The following is a 23,940-nucleotide window of genomic DNA, read 5'->3' on the forward strand; positions in this document are numbered from 1 at the left end:
GGCTGGGCTGCCCGTTCCGCTTCTTTACCGGGCCACCGGGGTCAAACCTCGCGCCGACGACATGAGGCGCACGGCACGCACCGGGCCAGTCAGGGCGCGTCCGATGCGGCCTCCCCCACCAGCTCCTCCAGGACGTCCGTCATCGTCACGAACCCGAGGACGGCGCCGTCGTCGCCCGTCACCGCCGCGAGGTGCGTCCCGGCGCCGCGCATCGCCGTCAGCGTGTCGTCCAGCGGGGTGTCGGCCGGCACCCGGGTGACGGTGTGCAGGGCGGCGCCGGGGAAGGGCCGGTCGCGGTCGGTCACGCCGAGGGTGTCCTTGATGTGGAGGTACCCCAGCACCGCGCCACCGGGGCCGGTGACCGGCAGCCGGGAGAAGCCGGAGGCGGCCGCGGTGCGCTCCAGGACGACGGGGGTGACCCGGTGGTCCACGGTGACCATCTCGCCGAGCGGGACCAGGATGTCCCCGGCCCGCCGGGTGCCCAGCTCCAGGGCGTCGCGCAGCCGCTCGCTGCCGGAGGCGTCGAGGAGGCCCGCGTCGCTGGAGTCCCGTACGAGCCGGATGAGTTCGGCGTCGGTGTAGACCGATTCGACCTCGTCCTTGGGCTCGACCTTCAGCAGCCGCAGCAGCCCGTTGGCGAAGGCGTTGATGCCGAAGACGACGGGGCGCAGCGCGCGGGTGACGGCCACCAGGGGCGGGCCGAGCAGCAGCGCGGTGCGCTCCGGGGCGGCGAGGGCGATGTTCTTGGGGACCATCTCGCCGATGAGCATGTGCAGATAGGTGGCCGCCGTCAGGGCGAGCACGAAGGCGATCGGGTGCACCAGGGCCTCGGGGACGCGGGCGGCCGCGAACACCGGCTCCAGCAGGTGGGCGATGGCCGGTTCGGCGACCGCGCCGAGGACGAGCGAGGAGATGGTGATGCCCAGCTGGGCGGTGGCCAGCAGGGCGGACAGGTGCTCCAGCGCCCACAGCACGGTGCGGGCGCGCTTCCCGCCCTCCTGGGCGCGCGGCTCGATCTGGCTGCGGCGCACGGAGATCAGGGCGAACTCGGCGCCGACGAAGAAGGCGTTGGTGAGCAGGGTGAGGGCGCCGATGGCCAATTGCAGCAGGGTCATCGGGTGTCCTCCTCCGCGTGGGCGGTGGCCGGGGCGGTGATCCGTACGCGGTCGGCGCGGTGGTGGTCCACCTCGAGCACGGTGAGCTGCCAGCCGTCGGTCTCGATGCCGTCGCCCGCCTCGGGAATGCGTGCCAGGGCGGTGGCCATCAGGCCCGCGACGGTCTCGTACGGGCCCTCGGGCACGGTCAGGGCGATCGCGGACAGCTCGTCCAGCCGGACGGCGCCGTCCGCCTCCCAGGTGCCGGGCCCGGCGGGCACCAGGGCGGGGGTCTCGTCGGGGTCGTGTTCGTCGCGTACGTCACCGACGACCTCCTCGACGACGTCCTCCAGGGTGGCGACACCGGCGGTGCCGCCGTACTCGTCGATGACCAGGGCCATGGTGTGCGATCCGCGCAGCCGGTCCAGCAGCCGGTCCACCGGGAGGCTGTCGGGGACCAGCAGCGGGGCGGTGGTCAGCTCGGTGACGGGGGTGGCGGCCCGGCGTGCGGCGTCCAGCGCGAGGACGTCGCGGATGTGGACGGTGCCGACCACCTCGTCCAGGCTGCCGCGGTAGACGGGGAACCGGGACAGGCCGGTGGCCAGCGTGAGGTTGGCGGCGTCGGCGGCACTCGCGTGCGCCTCCAGCGCCTGGACGTCCACCCGCGGGGTCATCACGTTCTCCGCGGTCAGCTCGCTGAGGTGGAGCGTACGGACGAACAGCTCAGCCGAATCGGGCTCCAGCGCGCCCTCCGCGGCCGAATGGCGGGCCAGCGCGACCAGTTCGTCCGGGGTGCGCGCCGAGGCCAGCTCCTCGGCGGGCTCCAGTCCGGCGCGGCGCACCAGGCGGTTCGCGGTGTTGTTCAGGTGGTGGATCAGCGGGGCGAAGGCGGCGGTGAAGCCGCGCTGGGGGCCCGCGACCACCTTGGCCACGGCCAGCGGCCGGGAGATCGCCCAGTTCTTGGGCACCAGCTCGCCGATCACCATCAGGACGACGGTCGAGATCGCCACGCCCAGCACCGAGGCCACGGACGAAGCGGCGCCGCCCAGCCCGGCGGCCCGCAGCGGGCTCTGCAGCAGGACGGCCAGCGAGGGCTCGGCGAGCATGCCGATCACCAGCGAGGTCACGGTGATGCCCAACTGGGCGCCGGACAGCTGGAACGTCAGCCTGCGGGCGGCCTTGAGCGCGCTTCCGGCGCCCCGCTCGCCCTCCGCGGCGGCGCGCTCCAGCTCACCGCGCTCGACCGTGGTGAGCGAGAACTCCGCGGCGACGAAGACCGCGCAGGCCAGGGTCAGCGCCAAGGCCAGCAGGACCAGCAGCACTTCGGTCAGCACGCCGGTCCCCTCTCTGTGCGCTCGGCGGATCGCTCACAGACGGATATAGGGGCGCATAGGGGGGCGGATACGGACTCGTACGCATCCGGAACGCGGCGGGGGGTACTGGGAGGGTCGTCCATCGCGGTGACCGCGACTCCTTCGTGACTCGAGGGGCTGTTGGTAAAAGAACGGTAAAGCAGGATCCGTGGTTCCCGCCCGGCGGCCCGGCACCCCACTCCGGCAAGGGCCGCCGGGAAGTGCGGGCGACACCCGGCCAGTTGGCCGAATTGATCCACCCATGACAGGCGCGTGGGAGCTGCTTTACCTGGCCGGAGCGTTCGGTCCGGCAAGAACAGTGAACGGCACACAGAGAAGGAGTGAACGCCGCGATGGTGTTCAAACGACTGCCTGGTCGATTCGGCACCGAGAGCCCCTTCGTGGGCCTGGTACCGGCCGCCGGTCCGGTGCGTCCCGGCGGACCACCGCGGGACCGGGAGCGAGAGACGCAGCTCACACCGGCGCTGCGCTGCGCCCTTGCGGCCGGGGAGACCGAAGTGGCCTTATCGGCCAACCCGGGCGGCCAGATTGGCGTCTTGAAGGCCGACAGGCAGGGCGGGTTGTCCGGGGAGGGGCACGGCACCCCCGGAAAAGCGGAGGTGGAGGCAGGGATGCGGCAGGTGACCGGCGCTCACGCCGGGGCCGTCGTGGCGCGATCCGCGGGCCGGAACCGGGTCATCGGTAATGGAATTGCGCGTGCGGTGTGACGTACTTCATGCTGTCACAGATCTGACATAACAGCGCGTAGCGAGACTCCTACCAATTTAGTACGTACTGTTGTGTGATGGTGGAGCTCATCTCGAAACAAGCGAATCCCGTGGAGCATTAGAGGTCAGTCATGAAGCCCTTCGCCCTGAACCACGCGGTCCCAGCCGAACAATCACCGGCTGTCATTCCGTACTCGTACAACGCCGCCCTGCAGCTGAATGTGCTGCCCGATGGACGCCCCGCCATCTCCGACCGGGGGGTGCTTCTGGAATGCGGCACAACGACCTCCACCGCGGGCTCCAAGACGCACTTCGACGACTGACCATCCCCGCCGACCTGCGACGTCGATGACGGTACTCATCCTGACCTGCCAGGAGGATGTGACAGCGGACCTGGTGGTGTCCGAATTACGTGAGCGAAATGTCCCGCTGATCCGATTCGATCCAGCCGATCTTCCCGGACGGGCAGGGATCTCGACCGAATTCGAGCGCGGCGACTTCACCGGCTATCTGTCGACCGAGGGCCGCCTGGTCAGCGTGAACAGCCTGCGATCCATATGGGTGCGCCGCCCGGGGCAACCAGCGGCGCACGCCCCCGAGCCCTCCGAGTGGCTGACCGCCGAGTGCGGACAGGCCCTGTACGGAATGCTGTATTCCACCGAGGCGCGCTGGATGAACCATCCCAGTGCCGCCCAGTCGGCACGTTCCAAACCGTGGCAGTTGCGCACCGCCCACCGCAGTGGATTCGCCGTTCCGCCGACGCTCATCACCACCTATCCACGCGCCGCCAAAGAGTTCGCCAGCCGGTTCCAGGACATCGTGGTGAAGACCATCTCCGGCCCCCCGCCGGTCAATCCGCCAATCACGCTGCCCACCACCCGTATCGACCCCGAGACGGATTTCTCGGGCGTCGCGGCAGGTGCCACGCTTCTTCAGCGCTACATTCCCAAAACGGCCGATATCCGGCTCACCTGCGTCGGCGGCCGTTTGTTCGCCGCCCGGAAGACAGCAGCTTCCGGGCAGGTTGATGGGAGGTATGGTTTCTATGGCCATCTATGGGGCGCGGTGGACGTTCCCCACCGGATCGCCCAGGCCGTCCGGGATTACATGACCTTTGGCGGGCTCGCCTACGGGGCTTTCGACTTCGCCGAGGACGAGGACGGCACCTGGTGGTTTCTGGAGTGCAATCAGGGCGGCCAGTTCGGGTTCATCGAGCTGGAGACCGGACAGCCGATCGCCGCCAGCATCGCCAGCTGGCTCGCCGCGCCCCGTCCCGTCTCAGAGCGCATCTGAGAGCGTCAGTACCGCGACACCGTGCACCCGGTCGTTCGCGAGGTCGTCCAGGGCGGCGTCCGCGCGGTCGAAGGGGTAGGGCGTGACCGTGGCCCGGATGTGGTGGGCGGCGGCCGCGGTGAGGAACTCGCGGCCGTCCTCACGGGTGTTGGCGGTGACGCTGCGCAGGGTGCGTTCGCGGAAGAGATGGCGCTCGTACGTCAGCGCGGGGATGTCGGAGAGGTGGATTCCGGCGACGCTCAGCGTGCCGCCCGCGTCCAGCGCCTCCAGCGCCACCGGCACCAGCTCGCCCGCCGGGGCGAACAGGATCGCGGCGTCGAGCGGTTCGGGCGGCCGGTCGCGGGCGTCCCGGGCCGAGGCGGCGCCGAGTTCGAGGGCGAGGGCCCGGGCGGCGGCCGAGCGGGTCAGCACATGGACGACGGCGCCGCGCGCGATGGCGACCTGCGCGGTGAGGTGCGCGGAGCCGCCGAAGCCGTAGATGCCGAGCCGTCCGCCCGCGGGGAGGTCGGCGCGGCGCAGCGCGCGGTAGCCGATGATCCCGGCGCAGAGCAGCGGGGCCAGTTCCTCGGCGGCGTATCCGGAGGGCAGCTCATAGGCGTACGCCGCCGGTACGGTGACGTACGGAGCGTAGCCGCCGTCCGCGTCCCAGCCGGTGTAGACGGACGCGGGGCACAGGTTTTCCTGGCCGCGTACGCAGAACCGGCACCGGCCGCAGGTGTGGCGCAGCCAGGGCACGCCCACCCGGGCGCCGAGCGCGGGCCCGGTGGCCCGCTCGCCCGCCGCGATCACCTCGCCGACGGCCTCGTGCCCGGGGACGACGGGGGTGCGGTGCGGCGGCAGGTCGCCGTCGCGGACGTGGAGATCGGTGCGGCAGACCCCGCAGGCCCGGACCCGCACCAGCAGTTCACCGGCGGCCGGGCGCGGAATCGGCAGCTCTACCTGGTCGATCCGGCCCGGCGTACGCACCACCCAAGCCCGCATGGGGCCCGGAATGGCAGCATTCGCACCCGTCACACGCCCAACGTAACGCCGTGGCGGGGCCGCCTGCGATCAGGAACGGTCAGGAACAGTCAGGACGGTCAGGACGCGGGGGCGTCCATCGCGGTCGCGAGGCTCTTCGGGCGCATGTCGGTCCAGTGCTCCTCGACGTAGTCCAGGCACGCCTGACGGTCATCCTCGCCGTGCGCGACGGTCCAGCCCTCGGGCACCTCGGCGAAGGAGGGCCACAGGGAGTGCTGTCCTTCGTCGTTGACGAGCACGACGTAACGGCCGTCGGGATTGTCGAACGGGTTACTCATGGCTGTCTCCTGTCTCAGCTGCTGTCCGGCACGCCTCACGATCTTCCGGGCATGACGGTACCGGCCGGGGACACGCATCGTGAAGCGGTGCCCGCCCCACGTAGCCTGAGCCGCATGGCGAAGGACGCACGACGACCGCGGCACAGCGCGTGGCACGGGCAGGGCCCGGTGGTGTGCGTGGTGGCGGTCGGCGGCGCCATCGGCGCGTCCGCCCGGTACGGGGCGTCCCTGCTGTGGCCGACCCCCACGGGCGCCTTCCCGTGGACGACGCTGCTGGTCAACGTGGTGGGCTGCGCGCTCATCGGCGTCCTGCTGGCGCTGATCGGCGAGGTGTGGGCGGCCCACCGGCTGGTGCGGCCCTTCCTCGGCACCGGGGTGCTGGGCGGGTTCACCACCTTCTCGACGTACGCCGTGGACTTCAGGCAGCTCGTCGTGGACGGCCACGCCGCGACCGGGGCGGCCTATCTGGTGGTGACGCTGCTGGCGGCGGTGGCGGCGGTATGGGGCGCGGTCGCGGGCACCCGTCGGGTCATCGGGGTCGTGGGGACGTACGGCAGGAGCACGGGATGAACGCGAACGGACTGAGACTGAGCGTCTTCGTCAGCGAGAAGGACACCTGGCACCACAAACCGGTCTTCGCCGAAATCGTGCACCGCGCGCACCGGGCGGGGCTGGCGGGGGCGAGCGTGTTCCGAGGGGTGGAGGGCTTCGGTGCCTCGTCCCTGGTCCACACCTCCCGGCTGCTGTCGCTCAGCGAGGAACTGCCGGTCTGCGTGGTGATCATCGATACGGAGGAGCGGGTGCGGTCCTTCCTGCCCGAGCTGGAGGAGATCACCGGCGACGGTCCGGTGATCCTGGACCCGGTCGAGATCGTCCGCTTCCCGGAGCGCGACGCCCCGGGACGTGACCGGTGAACTGGCTCCTGGTGGTGGCGGGCGCGATGGTCGGCGCCCCGCTGCGGTATCTGACCGACCGGGCGGTGCAGGCCCGGCATGACTCGGTGTTCCCCTGGGGGACGTTCGTGGTGAACGTGGTGGGGTGCGCGGTGCTGGGAGCGCTGACCGGGGCGGTGGCGGTGGGAGCCGCGTCGTCGCAGGTACAGCTGCTGCTCGGGACGGGGCTGTGCGGAGCGCTGACCACGTACTCGACGTTCTCGTACGAGACGCTGAAGCTGGCGGAGGGCGGGGCGCGCGGTCTCGCGGCCGCCAACGCGGTCGGCAGTGTGGTCGCGGGGGTGGCGGCCGCCTTCGCGGGCGGAGCGGCGGCCACCGCGCTCTGGGGCTGAGGGCGACGTCCCCGGCGGCGCTGACCCGCACGGTGTGCTCAGCCCGGGGGCAGCAGGCGGGTGCCCGCCGGGAGGCCCGGGAGACCGTCCGCGTCGGCCGAGCGCAGATACGCCAGCAGCACCCGGCGCAGCTCGCGCGCGGCCCTCGGCGGGGCGACGTCCTTGCGGTGGGCGACCGCGATGGTGCGCCGCATCGCGTGGCCCGCGAAGGGCGTGACCCGCAGCCCCGAGCGGGCCGCCACCATGGCGGGGAGGACGGCGATGCCGAGCCCCGCCCGTACGAAGCCGAGCACCGCGTCCATCTCGCCGCCCTCGACCGTGAACGAGGGCTCGAAACCGGCCGCCCGGCAGGCAGCCGTGGTGAATTCCCGCAGGTCATAGCCTCGGCGGAACATCGCCATCGGCCGGTCGCGGAGATCCTCGACCCGGATCCGGCGGGCTTTCACGGGCGGCGGGGACGCGGGCGAGGAGGCGACCACCAGCTCCTCGCGCAGCAGCTCGGTGGCGGCGAGCGCGGGGGCCTGGCCGGGCAGCGGGGTGATGATCAGCGCGAGGTCCAGCTCACCGGCGGCGAGGGTGCGCACCAGGTCCTGGGAGCCGCCCTCGTCGATGACCAGCTCGATGCCCGGGAACTCGTCGTGGAAGCGGCGCAGCACATCCGGTACGAGACTGGCGCACAGGCTGGGCGGGGCGCCGAGCCGCACCCGGCCGCGCCGGAGCTGGGCGACCTCCTGGACCTCGCGGCGCGCGGTCTCGGTGTCGGCGAGGATCTGGCGGGCCAGCGGAAGCAACGCCTCGCCCGCGTCGGTGAGGGCGATGTGGCCGCGCGCGCGGTGGAACAGCTCGGCGCCCAGCTCCCGCTCCAGCGCCCTGATCTGCTGGGACAGCGACGGCTGGGCGACATGGAGACGCTCGGCGGCGCGGGTGAAGTGGCGGGTGTCCGCGACGGCGGCGAAATAGCGGAGCTGCTGCAGCTGCACCCAGCGATCATAGGCATCATCTATGGAATCCAGCCATAGCATGTCTTGGACTAATCACCAGGGCACTGCCTAGCGTCACAGACATGGCACTGGCGACACGGACGGACACGGGCCACGAGCGGCGGCCCGGCCAGAAGCGGAAGCCGCCGCGGAAGCCGTCCTTCACCGGCTCCGTGTGGCGGTCGACCATCGGTAAGAAGGCCGTGATGGCCGTCACCGGGCTGATCATGCTGAGCTACCTGGTGGCCCACATGCTCGCCAACCTGAAGATCTTCTTCGGGCCCGGCGACCTCAACGGCTACGCGCACTGGCTGCGCACCCTCGGCGAACCGTTCCTCCCGCACGAGGGGTTCCTGTGGCTGGCCCGGGTCGGGCTGCTGGCCGCCGTCGTGCTGCACGGCGTGGCCGCGTACCAGCTCAGCCGCCGGGATCTGGCGGCCAGGCCGCGCGGCTACGCGCACCAGCGGCGGCGGGCGAGCTACGCGACCCGCACGATGCGCTGGGGCGGGGTGATCCTCGGGCTGTTCATCGTCTGGCACATCCTGGATCTGACGACGCTCACGGTGAACGAGCGCGCCGAGCCCGGCCATCCGTACGAGAACGTCGTGGCGACGTTCTCCACCTGGTACGGCAACACCATCTACATCGTGGCGATGCTCGCCCTCGGCCTGCACATCCGGCACGGCTTCTGGAGCGCCGCCCAGACCCTCGGCGCGGGCCGCCCGCGCCGCGACCGTGCCCTCAAACTGGCCGCGAACGGCCTGGCTGCCGTCCTGACCTGCGGTTTCATCGCCGTACCCATCGGCGTGATGAGTGGAGTGGTGAGCTGAGATGAACGCGTACACGGACTACGCCACCGGTGAGCCGATCGCCGACACCAAGGCCCCGGACGGGCCCGTGGAGGGGCGCTGGGACCGCCGCCGCTTCGAGGCGAAGCTGGTCAACCCGGCCAACCGCCGCAAGTACACGGTCATCGTGGTCGGTACGGGGCTGGCGGGCGGCGCGGCCGGGGCGACCCTGGCCGAACAGGGCTACCACGTCGTGCAGTTCTGCTATCAGGACTCACCGCGCCGGGCGCACTCCATCGCCGCCCAGGGCGGGATCAACGCCGCCAAGAACTACCGCAACGACGGCGACTCCGTCCGCCGCCTCTTCTACGACACCGTCAAGGGCGGCGACTTCCGCGCCCGCGAGTCCAATGTGCACCGGCTCGCCCAAGTGTCAGTGGAGATCATCGACCAGTGCGTGGCGCAGGGCGTGCCGTTCGCCCGGGAGTACGGCGGTCTGCTGGACACCCGCTCGTTCGGCGGCGTCCAGGTCTCCCGCACCTTCTACGCCCGCGGCCAGACCGGTCAGCAGCTGCTGCTCGGCGCGTATCAGGCGCTCAGCCGCCAGATCGCGGCCGGCAACGTGGAGATGCACGCGCGCACCGAGATGCTCGACCTGATCGTGGTCGACGGGCGCGCCCGCGGCATCGTGGCCCGCGACCTGATCACCGGCCAGGTCTCCACCCACTTCGCGGACGCCGTGGTGCTGGCCTCCGGCGGCTACGGCAATGTCTTCTACCTGTCCACGAACGCCAAGAACTCCAACGCCACCGCGATCTGGCGGGCCCACCGGCGCGGCGCCTACTTCGCCAACCCCTGCTTCACCCAGATCCACCCCACCTGCATCCCGCGCTCCGGCGACCACCAGTCCAAGCTGACGCTGATGAGCGAGTCGCTGCGCAACGACGGCCGCATCTGGGTGCCGAAGGCGAAGGGCGACACGCGCCCGCCCGCCGCGATCCCGGAGGACGAACGCGACTACTACCTGGAGCGGATCTACCCGGCGTTCGGCAATCTGGTGCCGCGCGACATCGCCTCCCGGGCCGCGAAGAACGTGTGCGACGAGGGGCGCGGGGTGGGCCCCGGCGGGCAGGGCGTCTACCTGGACTTCGCGGACGCCATCGGGCGGATGGGCCGGGCGGCGGTCGAGGAGAAGTACGGCAACCTCTTCGAGATGTACCAGCTGATCACGGCGGAGAACCCGTACGAGGTGCCGATGCGCATCTACCCCGCCATCCACTACACGATGGGCGGACTGTGGGTCGACTACGACCTCCAGACCACGGTGCCCGGGCTGTTCGCGATCGGCGAGGCCAACTTCTCCGACCACGGCGCCAACCGACTCGGCGCCTCGGCCCTGATGCAGGGCCTGGCCGACGGCTATTTCGTCCTCCCGGCCACCATCAACGACTACCTCGCCCGCCATCCGCACGACGAGGTCGACCCGGGCCATCCGGCGGTGACCGAGGCCCTGTTGTCGGTCACCGACCGGCTGCGGCGGCTGCTGGAGAACGACGGCGACCGCACCCCCGACTCCTTCCACCGGGAGCTGGGCGAGCTGCTGTGGGACGAGTGCGGCATGGCCCGCACCGAGCCCGGGCTGCGCAAGGCGCTGGAACGCATCCCGGCGCTGCGCGAGGAGTTCTGGCGGCGGATCAAGGTGCCGGGCCGCGGTGCGGAGCTGAACCAGTCGCTGGAGAAGGCCAACCGGGTCGTCGACTACCTGGAGCTGGCCGAGCTGATGTGCCTGGACGCGCTGCACCGCGCCGAGTCCTGCGGCGGCCACTTCCGCGAGGAGAGCCAGACCCCGGACGGCGAGGCGGCCCGCGACGACGAGGCGTTCTCCTACGCGGCCGCATGGCAGTTCACGGGCACGGGCCGGGCGCCCGTGCTGCACCGCGAAGAGCTGGTCTTCGCGTACGTCCACCCCACCCAGCGGAGTTACGCATGAGGCTCACCCTGCGGATCTGGCGCCAGCGCGGCCCCGAGGAGCCGGGCGCCCTGACCGTGTACGAAGTCGAGGGCATCTCGCCCGAGATGTCCTTCCTGGAGATGCTCGACACGCTCAACGAGCAGCTGATCCTGCGCGGGGATGAGCCCGTCGCGTTCGACCACGACTGCCGCGAGGGCATCTGCGGGGCGTGCGGCATGGTGATCAACGGGCAGGCTCACGGCCCGGTGCGCACCACCACCTGTCAGCTGCACATGCGGCACTTCCAGGACGGCGACACCATCGACGTGGAGCCGTGGCGGGCCGCCGCCTTCCCCGTCGTCAAGGACCTGGTGGTGGACCGGTCGGCGTTCGACCGGATCATCGGTTCGGGCGGCTTCGTCTCCGCCCCGACCGGGAGCGCCCCGGAGGCGCACGCCACGCCCGTGCCGAAGCCGGTCGCGGACACCGCGTTCGAGCACGCGGAGTGCATCGGGTGCGGGGCGTGCGTGGCGGCCTGCCCCAATGGTTCGGCGATGCTGTTCACCTCGGCGAAGGTGACGCATCTGAACGTGCTGCCGCAGGGGCAGCCCGAGCGCGAGTCCCGGGTGCTGGACATGGTCGGCACGATGGACGAGGAGGGCTTCGGCGGCTGCACCAACACCGGTGAGTGCGCGGTGGCCTGCCCGAAGGGCATCCCGCTCCAGTCCATCTCGACCATGAACCGGGAGTTCCTGCGAGCGAGCCTCAAGGGCCGCTCCTGAGAAGCCTCAAGGGCCGCTCCTGAAAAGGGGGACACGCCCGGCAGCGGCCTCCGGCGGGGCCGTTGCCGGGCACTCATGTTGTACAGGTGGGCGTCCTACGGGTGGGCGGCCAGCGCCCGCATGCCCGGGCTACAGGATTCGAGCAGCGGCTCCAGCTCCGCCTCGGGCAGCTTCCGCGCGGCGCCGGGGCGGCCGCCGTCGAGCAGTGCGACGGACGCGTCCAGCCAGGTCCGGTGCGGTTCCACGCCGATGAACTCGGCCAGCCGGATCAGTTCCTTCTCCGGCTCCTCCAGCAGGGCCTCGTAACTCAGCCCGGTGCGCTGTGACGCCGGGACCGCCTCCAGCTTCTGCAGACCGTCGACGATCACACCGGACCAGATGCTGCCGAACGTGTCGATCGGAATGGGGCGGTCCATCACCAGGGCCGGGTCCCACTCGTCGCCCAGCAGCGGAGCGAGGTCGGACGGGAGCTGGGACGCGTGCTCCGGGGTCAGCTCATACGGCGACTCCAGACCGCAGCGAGCGGCCATCTCATGCCCCAGCGGAAGCATGCGGAAGCTGACATGCCGGCTCATGGAAACGGCGCAGTCAGGGCCTTCGCGGTAGAGATGAACAAACCGCGCCTCGGGAAAGGCGCGGTGCATTTCCGTGACCCGGCCGATGGACATACCGCTGCGCTCGACGACGGCGCCGGGGTTGCCGAACCGCGCGCCGAGGGTGCCGAAGAGGGCCCACCAGTGATCCGCCGGGCGGCGCGTGGGCCAGGAGGTGACCTCGGACTCCAACTCATCGAAGAGCGCGTCCGGTTCATCGGTCAGATGGGGCAGCACCATGCCGCTGATGGCCGGGATGCCGGTGGTCGTGGCGTCGAACCGCCGCTCGGGCACCCGGTGGTAGAGGAACTCGGGCGGGATGGCCCCATTCTTGACCAAAACATCACTGACCGCGTTGGGCCGGGACAGATATTCCCAGAACTCCGGGCCGCTCAGCGGGGTCTCGTCCAGCACCGCCGACACCTCCCAAGCGGGAATGCTGGCGAACAATTCGTTGACACTGAGAACGTCTGGATGAAGATTAATGACCTTGGAGAGGGCCGTCGAACCGCAGCGACCGGTGCCGACAACGAAGGTCAACTTCTGATTGAGCACGCGTACTTTCCTTACATTTGCTCGTGCAACTCAGCATTCCCATAGTGGCCATGGCACACCAGGGGAAACGCATCACAACGCGACGCGAGAAGCGCATCACGCGTTCCAGAGTTTCCGAAACTTTTGCGCAACCTACACATCCGACAGGGGCGTTACCCACCGTCACGCATCGCCCTATCAGCACTGGAGTCCGGGTCGAGCAGCCGTACGGGGCCTCACACCCCGGTCGCGGCGCCGTGACCTTAATCGAACACATTCCCCCGCGCAAGGCGGTCATCTTTTCGCACCAACAGCACTGCTAGAGTGCCCACTTACTCCACACCCCTGTTGCACGGTTGGCAAGGCCCCAGCCTGACCGGGAGGAGTTGAGAACGCACGACATGACATCGAACACACAGCATGACGCAGAGCAGTCATGCCGCCGCAGAGGGTGCGACGACGGAAGGGACAGGAGCACTGAACCGCGGCGCGGTATTTTTCATCTCAGGGGACAGTGCGTGACCAGGTGCACCATGCAAGGTGTTTAACCACCCCTGCGCACGAGTGAATTCGGGGAAGGTGTTTCGTACGTGTTGGTGGAGCGCGATCAGGAGACAGCTCGGCTCAATCGTCTCCTCTTCGAGGACGCGCGGGAGGGAAGCCGACTCGCCGTCATCAGCGGTGCCGTGGCGTCGGGAAAGACCGCGCTGCTGCACGCGGTGACGGACACCGCGGGTGCGCGGGGCGTCCGGGTGCTGCCCGCCGTCGCCTCCGCTTCGGAGCAGAAATTCCCGTACGCCGCGCTCGATCAGCTCTACCAGGGCATGCCCGCGCGCCTTCGGCACGCCCGGCCGCGGCCGGGCGTCGAGGCGTCCCCGGATCCGTACGGCCCGGACCAGGCCGACCTCCCGCTCCTCCAGGAATTCCACCGCACGCTGGAGGAACTGACCGAGGACGCCCCGCTGCTGATCGCGATCGACGACGTCCAGTTCGCCGATCTGCCGTCGCTGCGATGTCTGGCCTACGGCATCCGCCGGTGCCGCTCCGGGGCGCTGTCCGTCGTGGTGAGCCGCGGATCGCTGACCGGGCCCGCCACCCCGGCGCTGGACGAGCTGCTGCACGGGCCGAAGGTGTGCCACGTACGGCTCGCCCCGCTCACCGTCGAGGGCGTCACCACGCTGCTGACCAGGGAGTCGGGCGCCGAGGAGGCCGAGCACCACGCCACCGCGTTCCATGACATGACGGGCGGCAACCTGCTGCTGCTGCGCGGGCTCCTGGACGACCAGTTCTCCCACCTCGCCCGGAGCCCCCGTCACACCGCGCCGGGCTCCCCGGTGGCCGGGGAGCTGTTCCGGCAGGCGGCGCTGTCCTGCGTGTACCGCGGCGGCTCCGCCCACCGCCGGGTGGCCCATGGGATCGCGCTGCTGGGTGACGCCCTGTCCGTTCCCCTGCTGAGCAGGGTGATCGAGGTCGAGGAGCGCCTGGTACGGCGATCCGTCGCGACGCTCACCGAGGTGGGGATCCTGCACGACGGGCACTTCCGCAGCGACGCGGTGCGCGCCGCGCTCCTGGAGGACCTGGAGATGGAGGAGCTGGGACCGCTGCACCACCGGGCCGCCCGGCTGCTGTACGAGGAGGGCGCCGACCCCGTCGACGTGGCCCGCCACCTGCTCAGCCACGAGGTGTCCGAGCCGGTCGAGGAGTGGATTCCGCAGGCGCTGCGGGACGCCGCCGAGCACGCGATCGCCGCCGACCGCCGGGAACTGGCGATGAACTGCCTGCAGATGGCGGACCGTTGCAGCACCGATGAACGCGAGGCGCTGATCCTCCAGGCCACCATGGTCAAGGCCATGTGGCCGTTCAACCCGCTCTCCCAGATGCGGCGGCTCCAGTCGCTGGCCAGCCCGGCGGGCAGCGGACTGCTGCCGACGCGGCACACCCTCGATGTGATCATCGGGCTGCTGGGGTTCGGACGGATGGTCGACGCGGCCGCCGCCCTCGGACAGGTCAGCCGGACCGCCGCCGAGAACCCGGACACCCAGCTCGACACGGGTCTGCGGAGCATCGGTCTGGCGCTCTCCACCACCTACCCCGACCACCCCGAACTGCGGCCTTTCCTGCATCAGGAGGAGCCCCTCGGCCCGTGGGACGAGAACGCGCCGTCGCCGGACCAGACCCCCGAATCCCCCCAGCTCATCGCGCTCAGGGCGCTGCGGACGGTGCTGAACCGGGGCGCCGACGAGGGCGCCGTGCGGGCCGCGGAACGGGTGCTGGAGACCGTCCAGCTCTCCGACCGGACGATGCTGACGGCGCACGCGGCGCTGCAGGCGCTGGTGTACGCGGACCGCCACGCCACCGCCGCCGTCTGGTGCGATCGGCTGATCGAGGCGACGGCGGAGCGCGGCGCCAAGGCGCTGCTGGCCTACTTCTGCGTGCTGCGGGCCCAGACAGCACTGCGCGCCGGACAGCTGCGGGACACGATCCGGTACGCGGAACGGGCGCTGGAGGAGCTTCCGGCGCGCGGCTGGGGGGTCACCGTCGGCATGCCGCTCGGGATGCTGATCAACGCGCACACCGCGATGGGCAACCATGACGCGGCCGCCGAACTGCTGGCCCGCCCGGTGCCGGAGGAGATGTACCGGAACCGCTTCGGGCTGCACTACCTCTACGCCCGGGCCCGGCATCAGCTGGCCACCGGCCGCCAGCACGCGGCCCTCACCGACTTCCGCGCCTGCGGCGAGAAGATGGCCGCCTGGGGCCTGGACTCGCCCGCCACCCTGGCCTGGCGGCTCGGTGCCGCCGAGACCTGGCTGACCCTGGGCGGCCACGAGCGGGCGGCCCGGCTGGCGGAGGAGCAGCTGGAGCTGACCGGTGAGACCCCCTCCCGCACCCGTGGCGCCGCGCTGCGCGTCCTGGCCGCCACCCGGCCGCTGACCGAGCGGCCCGCCCTGCTCGAGCAGGCGGTGGGGGCGCTCCGGTCCAGCGGCGGCTGCTACGAGATGGCGCGGGCGCTGGCGGATCTCGCCGAGGCGCACAAGCAACTCGGCGATCTGGACAGCGGCCGGCTGATGACCCGGCGGGCCCTGTGGCTCGCGGACAACTGCGGCGCCGAGGAGCTGTCCCGCTCCCTGCAGCGGACTCCGGGGCGCTCGGCCCTGTCGGAGGCGGCCCGCACCGGCGAGGACACCACCGCGTTCTCCGAACTGTCCGACGCCGAGAGCCGGGTGGCCGCACTCGCCGCCTCGGGCTACACCAACCGCGAGATCGCCGCCAAGCTCTACATCACCATCTCGACCGTGGAGCAGCACCTCACCCGGGTCTACCGGAAAATCAACATAAGTCAGCGCCGGGATCTGCCCTCGAGCCTGGAATTCGATGTCGCCTACACCGCCTGATCTCCCCGCGGTACCGCTCGGCCCCAAGAGGTTCATCCCATGACGTCCGCGATCACGGCTGCCACGACGATGCTGGTGCCGGACTTTCCCTTCTCCTACGACAACTGGCTGCGCCATCCAGCCGGTCTCGGTGCCCTGCCGAGCGCGACGCACGGCACGGAAGTCGCCGTCATCGGCGGTGGTATGTCCGGACTCACCGCGGCATATGAGCTGATGCGCCTGGGACTTCGTCCGGTTCTCTACGAAGCGGAACAATTGGGCGGCCGGATGCGTTCCACGCCCTTCCCCGGGAATCCGGAATACAAGGCGGAAATGGGCGCCATGCGCTTTCCCGTCTCCGCGCGGTCGCTGTTCCACTACATCGACCTGCTGGGCCTGCGCACCCGGCCCTTTCCCAATCCGCTGGCGCCGGCCACCCCGAGCACGCTGATCGACCTGAACGGCGACCGCGACCGGGCTCGCACCCCCGATGACCTGCCGGACGTCTACCAGGAGGTCGCCGACGCCTGGGAGAAGGCGCTCCAGGAGCGGGCCGAGCTGTCCACGGTGCGCGACGCCATCCAGCAGCGGGACACCGCCACCCTCAAGGCCGTGTGGAACCGGCTGGTCAGGGAGTTCGACGACCAGTCCTTCTACGGCTTCCTGGCCACCTCCCCCACCTTCCAGTCGTTCCGGCACCGGGAGATCTTCGGGCAGGTCGGCTTCGGCACCGGCGGCTGGGACACCGACTTCCCCAACTCGGTGCTGGAGATCCTGCGCGTCGTGGTCACCGAGGCCGACGACAACCAGGTCGGCATCGTCGGCGGCTCCTCCCAGGTGCCGCGCGGACTGTGGGAGCACCGGCCCGAGACGCTCGCGCACTGGCCGCGGGGCACCTCGCTGGCGTCGCTGCACGGCGGCCGGCCGCGGCCCGCGGTCACCCGGCTCCGGCGTACTGCGGACGGCGTCCGCGTGGCGGACGAGAGCGGCGAGGAGCGGGAGTTCCCCGCGGTGGTCTTCAGCCCACATGTGTGGACGCTGCTGCACCGGATCGACTGCGATCCGGCGCTGCTGTCCACCCCGTTGTGGACAGCGGTGGAGCGCACCCACTACATGGGCGCGTCCAAGCTGTTCGTGCTGGTCGACCGGCCGTTCTGGCGGGACACCGACCCGGCGACCGGGCACGACGTGATGAGCATGACGCTCACCGACCGGATGCCGCGCGGGGTCTACCTGTTCGACCACGGGCCCGACCGGCCCGGGGTGATGTGCCTGTCGTACACCTGGAACGACGACTCGCTGAAGGTCGCCACGCTCCCGGCCGAGGAGCGGCTGGAGCGGCTGCTGAGCCAGCTGGGCGCGATCTACCCGGACGTCGACATCCGCTCGCACATCGTCGCCGGGCCGCTGACCGTCACCTGGGAGACCGAGCCGCGCTTCATGGGCGCGTTCAAGTCCAACCTGCCCGGCCACTACCGCTACCAGCGGCGGCTGTTCACCCAGTTCATGCAGGAGGACATGGCTCCGGAGCAGCGCGGCTTCTTCCTGTGCGGGGACGACGTGTCGTGGACGGCCGGATTCGCGGAGGGCGCGGTGACCACGGCGCTCAACGCGGTGTGGGGAGTGCTCAACCACCTGGGCGGCGCCACGCCCCCGGACAACCCGGGCCCGGGCGACCGCTTCCCCGGCCTGGCTCCCGTAGAGCTGCCGTACGACTAGGGGTCTCCCTAGTTCTGGACTAGGGGTTTCCCTAGAAGCAAAGAGGGGCCGGTGCGCAGCACCGGCCCCTCTTTCTTCTCCACGTCTAACCGCGCGCGATCTCTTCCAGACGGCGCTTGTCCGGCTTGCCGTTGCGGTTGAGCGGGAAGGCGTCCAGCACCTCGACCCGGTTGGGCTGCTCGTAGACCGGCAGCACCTCACACAGCCGCTCGCGCCAGTACTTGGCGTCCCGCCCCTCCTCGTCCTCGACGAAGAAGACCAGCTGGACGTCGCCCCGGCGGCGCTCGTCGGGGAGCGGCACGATCCGGGTGGAGATGTGCGCGACGGCGGCCTTGCGCTCGACCAGCTCGGGGTAGAGCAGATAGCCGTAGCGGTGCACCGCGAACTTCCGGCCCAGGACGAAGAGGTTGTCGTCCTCGTCGAGGTAGCCGAGGTCGCCGGTGGCGTGCCAGCCGGTCGGCATGGCGTCGAGGGTGCCGTCCTCGGCGACGTGGCCCTCCAGCGCGTCCGGGGTGTCGACCTCGATCTCACCGGCCTGTCCGGGGGCGGCCGGGACGCCGGACTCGTCGATGACGCGCACCTTGATGCCGTCCATGGCGCGGCCGCAGGAGACCGGGTTCTCCAGGGTGGCGAAGGCGATGTTGCCCAGCTCGGTGCTGCCGTAGCTGTCCAGCAGCGGCAGCCCGAACTCGGCGACGTAGCCGTCGGAGAGCGCGCCGTCGAGCGGTGCCGCGCCCGAGCAGAACATGCGGACCTGCTCCAGCCGCGCCCGCAGCGAGGGCTTGCGGCCGACCAGGTTGAGCATGGTGCGGTAGCTCGACGGGGTGGCGTCGATCACCGTCGCACCGGTCCGCCCGGCCATCTGCACGGCCCGGTCCAGGCGCTTGTAGGGGGCGATCACCAGGGAGCAGCGGGTGAGCCAGGCGATGAGCACCATGGACAGCCCGTACTGGTGGGCGAAGGGCAGCAGCGGCAGCAGGACGTCGTCCTCCCGGTGCCCCACCTGGGCGGCGTTGCGCTCCAGGTTGGTGAGGAACTTACGGCCGGACTTGACCGCGCCCTTGGGCTCGCCGGTGGAGCCGGACGTCCACATGATGAGGCCGTCCTGCCGGTCGGCCCAGGCGTCGAACGACAGCTCACGGGTGCTGAGCGGGCGGCCCGCCGCCGGGGCGATCAGCTCGTAGAGGTTCACCACGCGGGCGTCGTCGTGGATCGGGGAGTCGTCGTCGACGAAGGCGATCTCGGCGCCGGTGCGCCGGGCTATCCGCCGGGTCTCGTCGGGGTGCTCCTGCTGGTCGATCAGCACGATGGAGGCGCCGACGTGCATGAGGGCGAACAACACGCTGACGTAGGCGGCGGAGTTGCCCGCCTTGAGGATGACGCGGTCACCCGGGGCGACCCCGTGCTCGCGGATCACATCGGCGACGCGGATCGCGTCAAGCTCGAAGTCGGCCAGGGTCTGCACCGAGTCGAGCGCGTAGATCTTCGCGGTCATCGAACGTACTCTTTCCTTTTCACTCAGGAGTACGGGCAGCCCTGGGCTTGTCCCCCTAGGCTCCCTTGTCTTCGGCGCCGGTTTCCCACTCGGCATCGACGGTGGACTGCGAGAGCAACTGGTCGTGCACCAGGTTGACGACCTCTCGTCGACTCGACTCGAGGTAGCCGTAGGAGCCGGGAAACACCTCGAGGTCGAATCGTCCGCTCGTACGCCGCCGCCAGGCCCGTACTCCGCGCAGCGGGGTCCTGGGGTCCCCCTCACCGGCGAGGGCGACGATCCGGCAGCCGAGCGCCGGCGGCCCCAGGGTCATGCCCCAGTGCGCGGTCCGGCCGGATACGAACAGGGTCAGCAGCGGCGTCCCGGTCTCCCGTTCCAGGCGCTCGGCCACGCGGTAGGCCAGGTCGGCGCCGGCCCGGTGGCCGAAGAAGGCGAGTGGGCGGTCCATCCACTCCCCCAGCGCACCGAAGATCCGGTCGGCCAGTTCCGGGGAGTCGGTCAGCCGCTCGTCGTCGCCGTCCTCGCTCCCGGCGCACAGGGGGTACTGGATCGCCAGCACCTCCACCGTGGGCAGCAGCAGCTCGGACAGGGAGAGGTAGTACGCGGTGGAGCGGGCGGACTCCGGGAAACAGATCAGTCGGAAACTGCTCGGAGTTTCCGTTTGCAATATCCTAATAAGGCCCACATCATCGGGCTTGATCTGGCTCAAGGAGCACATCCCCGGGATTTCACTGAGGGGCCGGGCACGAGTACCCGGTGGGGCGCGTCGACCACGCTCGTCCGAGGCGCTGACTCCGTGAGGCTATGAGCCCTTCTCCTGCGCCACAACCCCTAGTAACCGCTATTCGACGTACGGGTTATGCGCGGGTACCGCGCCATCCCGGCGTGGTATGGGAGGCGGGGCGCCCCCTCAACCCCCCTCACTTGCGTCACCACCCCCTAAACTGGAGGCAGTTACGAGCCCCGAGTCAAGCGGCTGTGTTAAACATGAGGCAAAGAATGTTCTCCTCAAGCCAATTAAATTCGGTGCGACGACAGCGATGAACACAACACGTCCCATTGATTTCGCCGCCGTTGTCGACGGCTTGGTCAAGAAATACCCCGGGCGCCCCGTCCCGGCGGTCGACAATCTCAGCTTCACGGTGCGGCACGGTGAGGTCTTCGGCTTCCTCGGCCCCAACGGAGCCGGCAAGACCACCACCATCGGCATCCTGACCACCCGGATCGCCCCCACCGGCGGACGCGCCTTCGTCCAGGGCGTCGATGTGATAGCCAGGCCCGCGGTGGCCCGGCAGTCCTTCGCCGTCGTGCCGCAGCGCAACAATCTCGACCGGTCGCTGACGATCCGTCAGAACCTCACGTTCCACGCCGGTTACCACGGGCTCTCCCGTGCGGAGCGCGGTCGGCTGGCGGACGAGAGCCTGGAGTGGCTCGGCCTCTCCGACCACGCCAAGGCCCGGGCGGACCAGGTCTCCGGTGGTCAGGCGCAGCGCGTGATGATCGCCCGGGCGCTGATGCACCGCCCCCGGGTGCTGTTCCTCGACGAACCGGCCACCGGCCTGGACCCGCAGTCGCAGATCTTCGTGCGCGACCGGGTGTCCGAACTCAAGAGCCGTGGCGTCACGGTGGTGCTCACCACCCACGACATGGAGGAGGCCTCCAGGCTGTGTGACCGGATCGGCATCGTCGACCACGGCAAGCTGCTCGCGCTGGACACCCCTGAGGCGCTGACCAGCAGGATGAGCAACACCGCCCTGACCGTGACGGTGCGGCCGCCGTACAGCGGTATGAACGGCGTGGTCCAGATGGTGCAGAGCCTCGGTGTCGCGGAACGGGTCGAGGTGCTGCAGCAGGAGGACCCCACCGCGCAGGGCGGAGCCGACGCCGACGGGACCTTCCGCATGAAGGTCTACAGCAACGCGTCGTCCTCCGTGCTGCTGCCCACCGTCATCAAGGCCCTGTCCGACACCGGCTGTGAAATCAAGGACCTGAATGTGAGCAAGGCGAGCCTGGAAGACGTGTTTGTCGAGCTGACGGGGAAGGAGATGCGATGAGCTCCTCCGCACGCCCCCCGTCCTCGACGGGCCAGAACACCGGTGGCGAGGCCGGTGAGGAGAAGCCCGAGACGGGTGCGGCGGCGTCCGCGAGCCGGGGCGGCCAGGAGGCCTCCGCCGACCGGGGCGCCGAGCGCCAGCCCGCCGACACCAGGACCAAGAACTTCAGGACCTCGGACTTCGGGATCCCGGGCGCCAAGCCGGACGGGAACAGGGCCGCCGATCCGAGGGCGACTGCTCCGAGGACAGGCGATCCGAGGGCCACCGACCCGAGGGCGGCCGACCCCAGGGCAGCCGATCCGAGGGCCGCCGACCCAAGGGCCACCGACCCCAGGGCCGCCGAGGACGAGGGTTTCGAGGACACCCGGACCGCGCTCGTCCCGGCCAAGCAGCGCGCCCCTCTGCCCGCTGTCACGGACCGGAAGCCCCCCGCCGTCCCGCCGGTCAAGCACGAGCCCAAGCCGTACGAGGCCAGGTCCCATGAGACCCGGCCCCCTGAGGCCAGGCAGGAGGCCAGGCCGCACCCGGCCGGGGACACGGGCCCCCGGCAGAGCGACATCGGCGACACGCTGACCCTGGTCATCAAGCCCATACCGGCCCCGTCGGCCTCCCAGGCCGCACAGGACGCCAAGGCCGCTCTGAACAGCATCATCGCGGCGGCCGAGGCCCGCGCGCCCCTCACCGAGCCCGAGCCGGAGCCCGCGCTCGAACTCGATCTGCCCGATGGGAAGCGCCGCGGCGGACGCCACCGGCGCCGCGCCAACCGGTGGCGGACGTTCTTCTTCATCCTGTGGCGCGACATCTTCGTCACCGGCCGCGAGATCGGTCCCTTCCTGGGACAGGTCATCGTGGAACCGTTCTTCATGCTGTTCGTCTTCGGCAAGGTGCTCGGCGAGATCGGCATGACCCAGCCCGGGTTCCAGCAGGTGCTGCTGCCCGGTGTGGTGGCGCTCAACAGCTTCCTGGTCTCCCTGCAGAACACCGCGTTGCCCCTGGCCATCGACTTCTCCTGGACCAAGGAGATCGAGGACCGATTGCTCTCGCCACTCCCGACCGGCCTGGTGGCGGTGGAGAAGGCGCTGTTCGGAGCGATCCGCGGGGTGATCGGCGCCCTGGTCATGATCCCGATCGGTCTGCTGCTGCTGGACGGCGTCTCCTGGCCGCTGTCCAAGATGCCGGAGACCCTGGGCATCCTCAGCCTCGGCGGACTGGTCGGCGGTGCGGTCGGGCTCACCCTCGGCACCCTGGCGCCCGCGCGCCACATCTCCATCGTCTTCGCCATGACGCTCACCCCGATCATGTTCACCGGGGCCACGCAGTTCCCGTGGCGGAGCCTGGACGGTGTCCGCTGGTTCCAGATCCTGTGCACCTTCAACCCGCTGACCTACGTCACCGAGGCGATGCGGGGGCTGCTGCTGCCCGACGCGCCCGGCGTGCCGCCGTCGATCCCGCTGTGGATCTGCGCGTGCGCCATCGCGGCGTCCCTCCTGGTTTTCGGGTTCATCGGCATCCGGGGCTTCAACCGCCGGGCGCAGGACTGAGCGACGAGCGACAGGCCCGAGCGACGGCGGGTCCAGAGAGTAAGGCACCACACCATGACGGCATCCGAGCAGACCAAGACAGCCATTGTTTTCCCGGGCATGGGACCTTCCGGCTTCTCCGAGGTGGGCAGGTTCCTGACGCTCGACCCGTTCGCCCGGAAGCGGCTCGCCGAGGCCGACGAGGCGCTGGGCTACTCGGTCTTCGACCGGCTCCGCGACTCCGAGGACGACTACGACGAGGCCACCCAGGTCGCCTTCCTGGTGAACTCGATGGCCTCGGCGGACCGGGCCGAGCAGGAGCACGGCCTCGTCCCGGACCTGTGCGTGGGCCCCAGCTTCGGGCAGAAGGCGGCGACGGCCTACGTCGGTTCGCTGCCGTTCCCCGAGGTGGTGCGGCTCACCGCGGAGCTGGCCCGCTGTGAGCACACGTACTTCACCGAGGAGTACCAGGACGCGGTCACCCACACCTTCGTCCGCACCCCGCAGGAGAAGCTGACGGACATCCTCACCGAACTCGGTGAGCGCGGTGAGTGGTACGACTACTCGGGCCATCTCGACGACGGCTTCTTCATGGTCTCGCTGCGCGAGAAGGAGCTGGACGGGTTCAAGAAGGCGATCAGCGAGGCCGGCGGCTACTCCATGTACACCATGGTCCCGGCGGTGCACGCGCCCGCGTTCGCGGAGCTGCGGCGCCGGGCCGCCGAGGAGATCCTGCCGAAGTACGACCTCCTCGACCCGAAGCTTCCCGTGGTCACCGACCAGGAGGGCACGATCGTGACCTCGGCCGGTGAGCTGCGCACGATGCTGCTGGACACCTTCGACCTGCCCATCCACTGGCCCAAGGTCGTGGACACGCTGAAGGGCGCCGGGGTGTCGAAGATGTACATCACCGGCCCGGACAACCTCTTCCACCGGCTGGACCGCACCAAGTCCAACTTCGAGGTCGTAACGGTGGGGCCGGGCAAGCGCTCGCGCCCCGCCCGTAAGCGCTGATCCCCTCTCCGCGCTCAAGCGCCGCGACACCCGCACAGCACACAGCACACAGCAGAAGGGCCGGGCCCCGCCCCCTCCGAGGAGGG

General features: G+C 70.4%; 22 protein-coding genes. 14 read left to right on the plus strand and 8 right to left on the minus strand.

Annotated elements, in window-relative coordinates; all coding sequences use genetic code 11:
• Positions 1–89: 89 nt before the first annotated feature.
• Both ACZ6CL_RS33710 and ACZ6CL_RS33715 read right to left on the minus strand, forming a co-directional pair.
• Positions 90–1,115, minus strand: a complete 1,026-nt coding sequence (locus ACZ6CL_RS33710; RefSeq protein WP_468942901.1) for a hemolysin family protein — start codon at positions 1,113–1,115, stop codon at positions 90–92.
• Entirely contained in the window at positions 1,112–2,425 is a 1,314-nt protein-coding gene (locus ACZ6CL_RS33715; protein ID WP_468942956.1) for a hemolysin family protein, read from the minus strand. The genes ACZ6CL_RS33710 and ACZ6CL_RS33715 overlap by 4 nt, the downstream gene beginning before the upstream one ends.
• 374 nt (positions 2,426–2,799) lie before the next feature.
• Here ACZ6CL_RS33715 and ACZ6CL_RS33720 point away from each other — a divergent pair, with 374 nt between their 5' ends.
• The 3 genes from ACZ6CL_RS33720 to tgmB all read left to right on the plus strand — a co-directional run bounded on the left by ACZ6CL_RS33720 (position 2,800) and on the right by tgmB (position 4,467).
• Positions 2,800–3,174 carry a hypothetical protein gene (locus ACZ6CL_RS33720; RefSeq protein WP_468942904.1) on the plus strand — a complete coding sequence of 125 codons (375 nt, stop codon included), beginning with the start codon at positions 2,800–2,802 and terminating at the stop codon, positions 3,172–3,174.
• Between the two features lie 131 nt (positions 3,175–3,305).
• Positions 3,306–3,497, plus strand: coding sequence for a putative ATP-grasp-modified RiPP (gene tgmA / locus ACZ6CL_RS33725; protein ID WP_358617536.1), 192 nt, complete (start codon positions 3,306–3,308; stop codon positions 3,495–3,497).
• A gap of 25 nt (positions 3,498–3,522) precedes the next feature.
• The gene (tgmB, locus tag ACZ6CL_RS33730) at positions 3,523–4,467 is read left to right on the plus strand and encodes an ATP-grasp ribosomal peptide maturase (RefSeq protein WP_468942907.1); all 945 of its coding nucleotides are present in this window, start codon (positions 3,523–3,525) and stop codon (positions 4,465–4,467) included.
• On the opposite strand, the gene ACZ6CL_RS33735 is transcribed toward tgmB, so the two are convergent.
• A complete protein-coding gene (locus ACZ6CL_RS33735) occupies positions 4,453–5,448 on the minus strand; it encodes a zinc-binding alcohol dehydrogenase family protein (RefSeq protein ID WP_468942910.1) in 996 nt (331 codons plus the stop codon). The genes tgmB and ACZ6CL_RS33735 overlap by 15 nt on opposite strands.
• A 98-nt stretch (positions 5,449–5,546) precedes the next feature.
• Positions 5,547–5,765 carry an MbtH family protein gene (locus tag ACZ6CL_RS33740; protein WP_450873815.1) on the minus strand — a complete coding sequence of 73 codons (219 nt, stop codon included), beginning with the start codon at positions 5,763–5,765 and terminating at the stop codon, positions 5,547–5,549.
• Between the two features lie 114 nt (positions 5,766–5,879).
• On the opposite strand from ACZ6CL_RS33740, the gene ACZ6CL_RS33745 reads away from it, so the two are divergent.
• Genes ACZ6CL_RS33745 through crcB form a run of 3 tightly spaced genes read left to right on the plus strand, consistent with a single transcriptional unit; the run spans position 5,880 to position 7,050 of the window.
• Positions 5,880–6,335 (plus strand): fluoride efflux transporter FluC, encoded by a 456-nt coding sequence (locus ACZ6CL_RS33745; protein WP_468942913.1) that lies wholly within the window; start codon positions 5,880–5,882, stop codon positions 6,333–6,335.
• Positions 6,332–6,679 (plus strand): DUF190 domain-containing protein, encoded by a 348-nt coding sequence (locus tag ACZ6CL_RS33750; protein WP_468942915.1) that lies wholly within the window; start codon positions 6,332–6,334, stop codon positions 6,677–6,679. Before ACZ6CL_RS33745 ends, ACZ6CL_RS33750 begins: the two co-directional genes overlap by 4 nt.
• Positions 6,676–7,050: a fluoride efflux transporter CrcB gene (gene crcB, locus ACZ6CL_RS33755; RefSeq protein WP_468942918.1), complete on the plus strand. Its 375-nt coding sequence runs from the start codon at positions 6,676–6,678 to the stop codon at positions 7,048–7,050. Before ACZ6CL_RS33750 ends, crcB begins: the two co-directional genes overlap by 4 nt.
• 38 nt (positions 7,051–7,088) lie before the next feature.
• On the opposite strand, the gene ACZ6CL_RS33760 is transcribed toward crcB, so the two are convergent.
• Positions 7,089–8,030, minus strand: coding sequence for a LysR family transcriptional regulator (locus ACZ6CL_RS33760; RefSeq protein WP_468942920.1), 942 nt, complete (start codon positions 8,028–8,030; stop codon positions 7,089–7,091).
• An 83-nt stretch (positions 8,031–8,113) separates the two neighbouring features.
• On the opposite strand from ACZ6CL_RS33760, the gene ACZ6CL_RS33765 reads away from it, so the two are divergent.
• The 3 genes from ACZ6CL_RS33765 to ACZ6CL_RS33775 are packed head-to-tail and all read left to right on the plus strand — an operon-like array spanning position 8,114 to position 11,551.
• Positions 8,114–8,860, plus strand: coding sequence for a succinate dehydrogenase cytochrome b subunit (locus tag ACZ6CL_RS33765; RefSeq protein ID WP_468942922.1), 747 nt, complete (start codon positions 8,114–8,116; stop codon positions 8,858–8,860).
• Between the two features lies 1 nt (position 8,861).
• On the plus strand, positions 8,862–10,808 hold the full coding sequence (locus ACZ6CL_RS33770) for a fumarate reductase/succinate dehydrogenase flavoprotein subunit (protein WP_468942924.1): 1,947 nt from the start codon (positions 8,862–8,864) through the stop codon (positions 10,806–10,808).
• Entirely contained in the window at positions 10,805–11,551 is a 747-nt protein-coding gene (locus ACZ6CL_RS33775; RefSeq protein WP_468942926.1) for a succinate dehydrogenase/fumarate reductase iron-sulfur subunit, read from the plus strand. Before ACZ6CL_RS33770 ends, ACZ6CL_RS33775 begins: the two co-directional genes overlap by 4 nt.
• A gap of 95 nt (positions 11,552–11,646) precedes the next feature.
• On the opposite strand, the gene ACZ6CL_RS33780 is transcribed toward ACZ6CL_RS33775, so the two are convergent.
• Positions 11,647–12,699, minus strand: a complete 1,053-nt coding sequence (locus ACZ6CL_RS33780) for a sulfotransferase (RefSeq protein WP_468942928.1) — start codon at positions 12,697–12,699, stop codon at positions 11,647–11,649.
• A 569-nt stretch (positions 12,700–13,268) separates the two neighbouring features.
• On the opposite strand from ACZ6CL_RS33780, the gene ACZ6CL_RS33785 reads away from it, so the two are divergent.
• Positions 13,269–16,073, plus strand: a complete 2,805-nt coding sequence (locus ACZ6CL_RS33785; RefSeq protein WP_468942930.1) for an AAA family ATPase — start codon at positions 13,269–13,271, stop codon at positions 16,071–16,073.
• Between the two features lie 39 nt (positions 16,074–16,112).
• On the plus strand, positions 16,113–17,771 hold the full coding sequence (locus ACZ6CL_RS33790; RefSeq protein WP_468942933.1) for a flavin monoamine oxidase family protein: 1,659 nt from the start codon (positions 16,113–16,115) through the stop codon (positions 17,769–17,771).
• 85 nt (positions 17,772–17,856) lie between these two features.
• On the opposite strand, the gene ACZ6CL_RS33795 is transcribed toward ACZ6CL_RS33790, so the two are convergent.
• Together ACZ6CL_RS33795 and ACZ6CL_RS33800 are read right to left on the minus strand one after the other, a co-directional pair.
• Positions 17,857–19,266: a class I adenylate-forming enzyme family protein gene (locus ACZ6CL_RS33795; RefSeq protein ID WP_468942936.1), complete on the minus strand. Its 1,410-nt coding sequence runs from the start codon at positions 19,264–19,266 to the stop codon at positions 17,857–17,859.
• A gap of 55 nt (positions 19,267–19,321) precedes the next feature.
• The gene (locus ACZ6CL_RS33800) at positions 19,322–19,933 is read right to left on the minus strand and encodes a thioesterase II family protein (RefSeq protein WP_468942939.1); all 612 of its coding nucleotides are present in this window, start codon (positions 19,931–19,933) and stop codon (positions 19,322–19,324) included.
• A gap of 373 nt (positions 19,934–20,306) precedes the next feature.
• Here ACZ6CL_RS33800 and ACZ6CL_RS33805 point away from each other — a divergent pair, with 373 nt between their 5' ends.
• Genes ACZ6CL_RS33805 through ACZ6CL_RS33815 form a run of 3 tightly spaced genes read left to right on the plus strand, consistent with a single transcriptional unit; the run spans position 20,307 to position 23,854 of the window.
• Positions 20,307–21,320: an ABC transporter ATP-binding protein gene (locus ACZ6CL_RS33805; protein ID WP_468942942.1), complete on the plus strand. Its 1,014-nt coding sequence runs from the start codon at positions 20,307–20,309 to the stop codon at positions 21,318–21,320.
• Positions 21,317–22,861: an ABC transporter permease gene (locus ACZ6CL_RS33810; RefSeq protein ID WP_468942945.1), complete on the plus strand. Its 1,545-nt coding sequence runs from the start codon at positions 21,317–21,319 to the stop codon at positions 22,859–22,861. The genes ACZ6CL_RS33805 and ACZ6CL_RS33810 overlap by 4 nt, the downstream gene beginning before the upstream one ends.
• A gap of 54 nt (positions 22,862–22,915) precedes the next feature.
• Positions 22,916–23,854, plus strand: coding sequence for an ACP S-malonyltransferase (locus ACZ6CL_RS33815; RefSeq protein ID WP_468942948.1), 939 nt, complete (start codon positions 22,916–22,918; stop codon positions 23,852–23,854).
• Positions 23,855–23,940: the final 86 nt, after the last annotated feature.

Source organism: Streptomyces sp. NPDC041200 (assembly GCF_055591805.1).

Coding starts and splice junctions, on each gene's coding strand:
- ACZ6CL_RS33810 (WP_468942945.1), top strand. CDS start 21,317: ATGAGCTCCTCCGCACGCCCCCCGTCCTCGACGGGCCAGAACACCGGT.
- ACZ6CL_RS33775 (WP_468942926.1), top strand. CDS start 10,805: ATGAGGCTCACCCTGCGGATCTGGCGCCAGCGCGGCCCCGAGGAGCCG.
- tgmA (WP_358617536.1), top strand. CDS start 3,306: ATGAAGCCCTTCGCCCTGAACCACGCGGTCCCAGCCGAACAATCACCG.
- ACZ6CL_RS33770 (WP_468942924.1), top strand. CDS start 8,862: ATGAACGCGTACACGGACTACGCCACCGGTGAGCCGATCGCCGACACC.
- ACZ6CL_RS33795 (WP_468942936.1), bottom strand. CDS start 19,266: ATGACCGCGAAGATCTACGCGCTCGACTCGGTGCAGACCCTGGCCGAC.
- ACZ6CL_RS33765 (WP_468942922.1), top strand. CDS start 8,114: ATGGCACTGGCGACACGGACGGACACGGGCCACGAGCGGCGGCCCGGC.
- ACZ6CL_RS33745 (WP_468942913.1), top strand. CDS start 5,880: ATGGCGAAGGACGCACGACGACCGCGGCACAGCGCGTGGCACGGGCAG.
- ACZ6CL_RS33805 (WP_468942942.1), top strand. CDS start 20,307: ATGAACACAACACGTCCCATTGATTTCGCCGCCGTTGTCGACGGCTTG.
- ACZ6CL_RS33750 (WP_468942915.1), top strand. CDS start 6,332: ATGAACGCGAACGGACTGAGACTGAGCGTCTTCGTCAGCGAGAAGGAC.
- ACZ6CL_RS33710 (WP_468942901.1), bottom strand. CDS start 1,115: ATGACCCTGCTGCAATTGGCCATCGGCGCCCTCACCCTGCTCACCAAC.
- ACZ6CL_RS33790 (WP_468942933.1), top strand. CDS start 16,113: ATGACGTCCGCGATCACGGCTGCCACGACGATGCTGGTGCCGGACTTT.
- ACZ6CL_RS33735 (WP_468942910.1), bottom strand. CDS start 5,448: ATGCGGGCTTGGGTGGTGCGTACGCCGGGCCGGATCGACCAGGTAGAG.
- ACZ6CL_RS33720 (WP_468942904.1), top strand. CDS start 2,800: ATGGTGTTCAAACGACTGCCTGGTCGATTCGGCACCGAGAGCCCCTTC.
- ACZ6CL_RS33815 (WP_468942948.1), top strand. CDS start 22,916: ATGACGGCATCCGAGCAGACCAAGACAGCCATTGTTTTCCCGGGCATG.
- tgmB (WP_468942907.1), top strand. CDS start 3,523: ATGACGGTACTCATCCTGACCTGCCAGGAGGATGTGACAGCGGACCTG.
- ACZ6CL_RS33740 (WP_450873815.1), bottom strand. CDS start 5,765: ATGAGTAACCCGTTCGACAATCCCGACGGCCGTTACGTCGTGCTCGTC.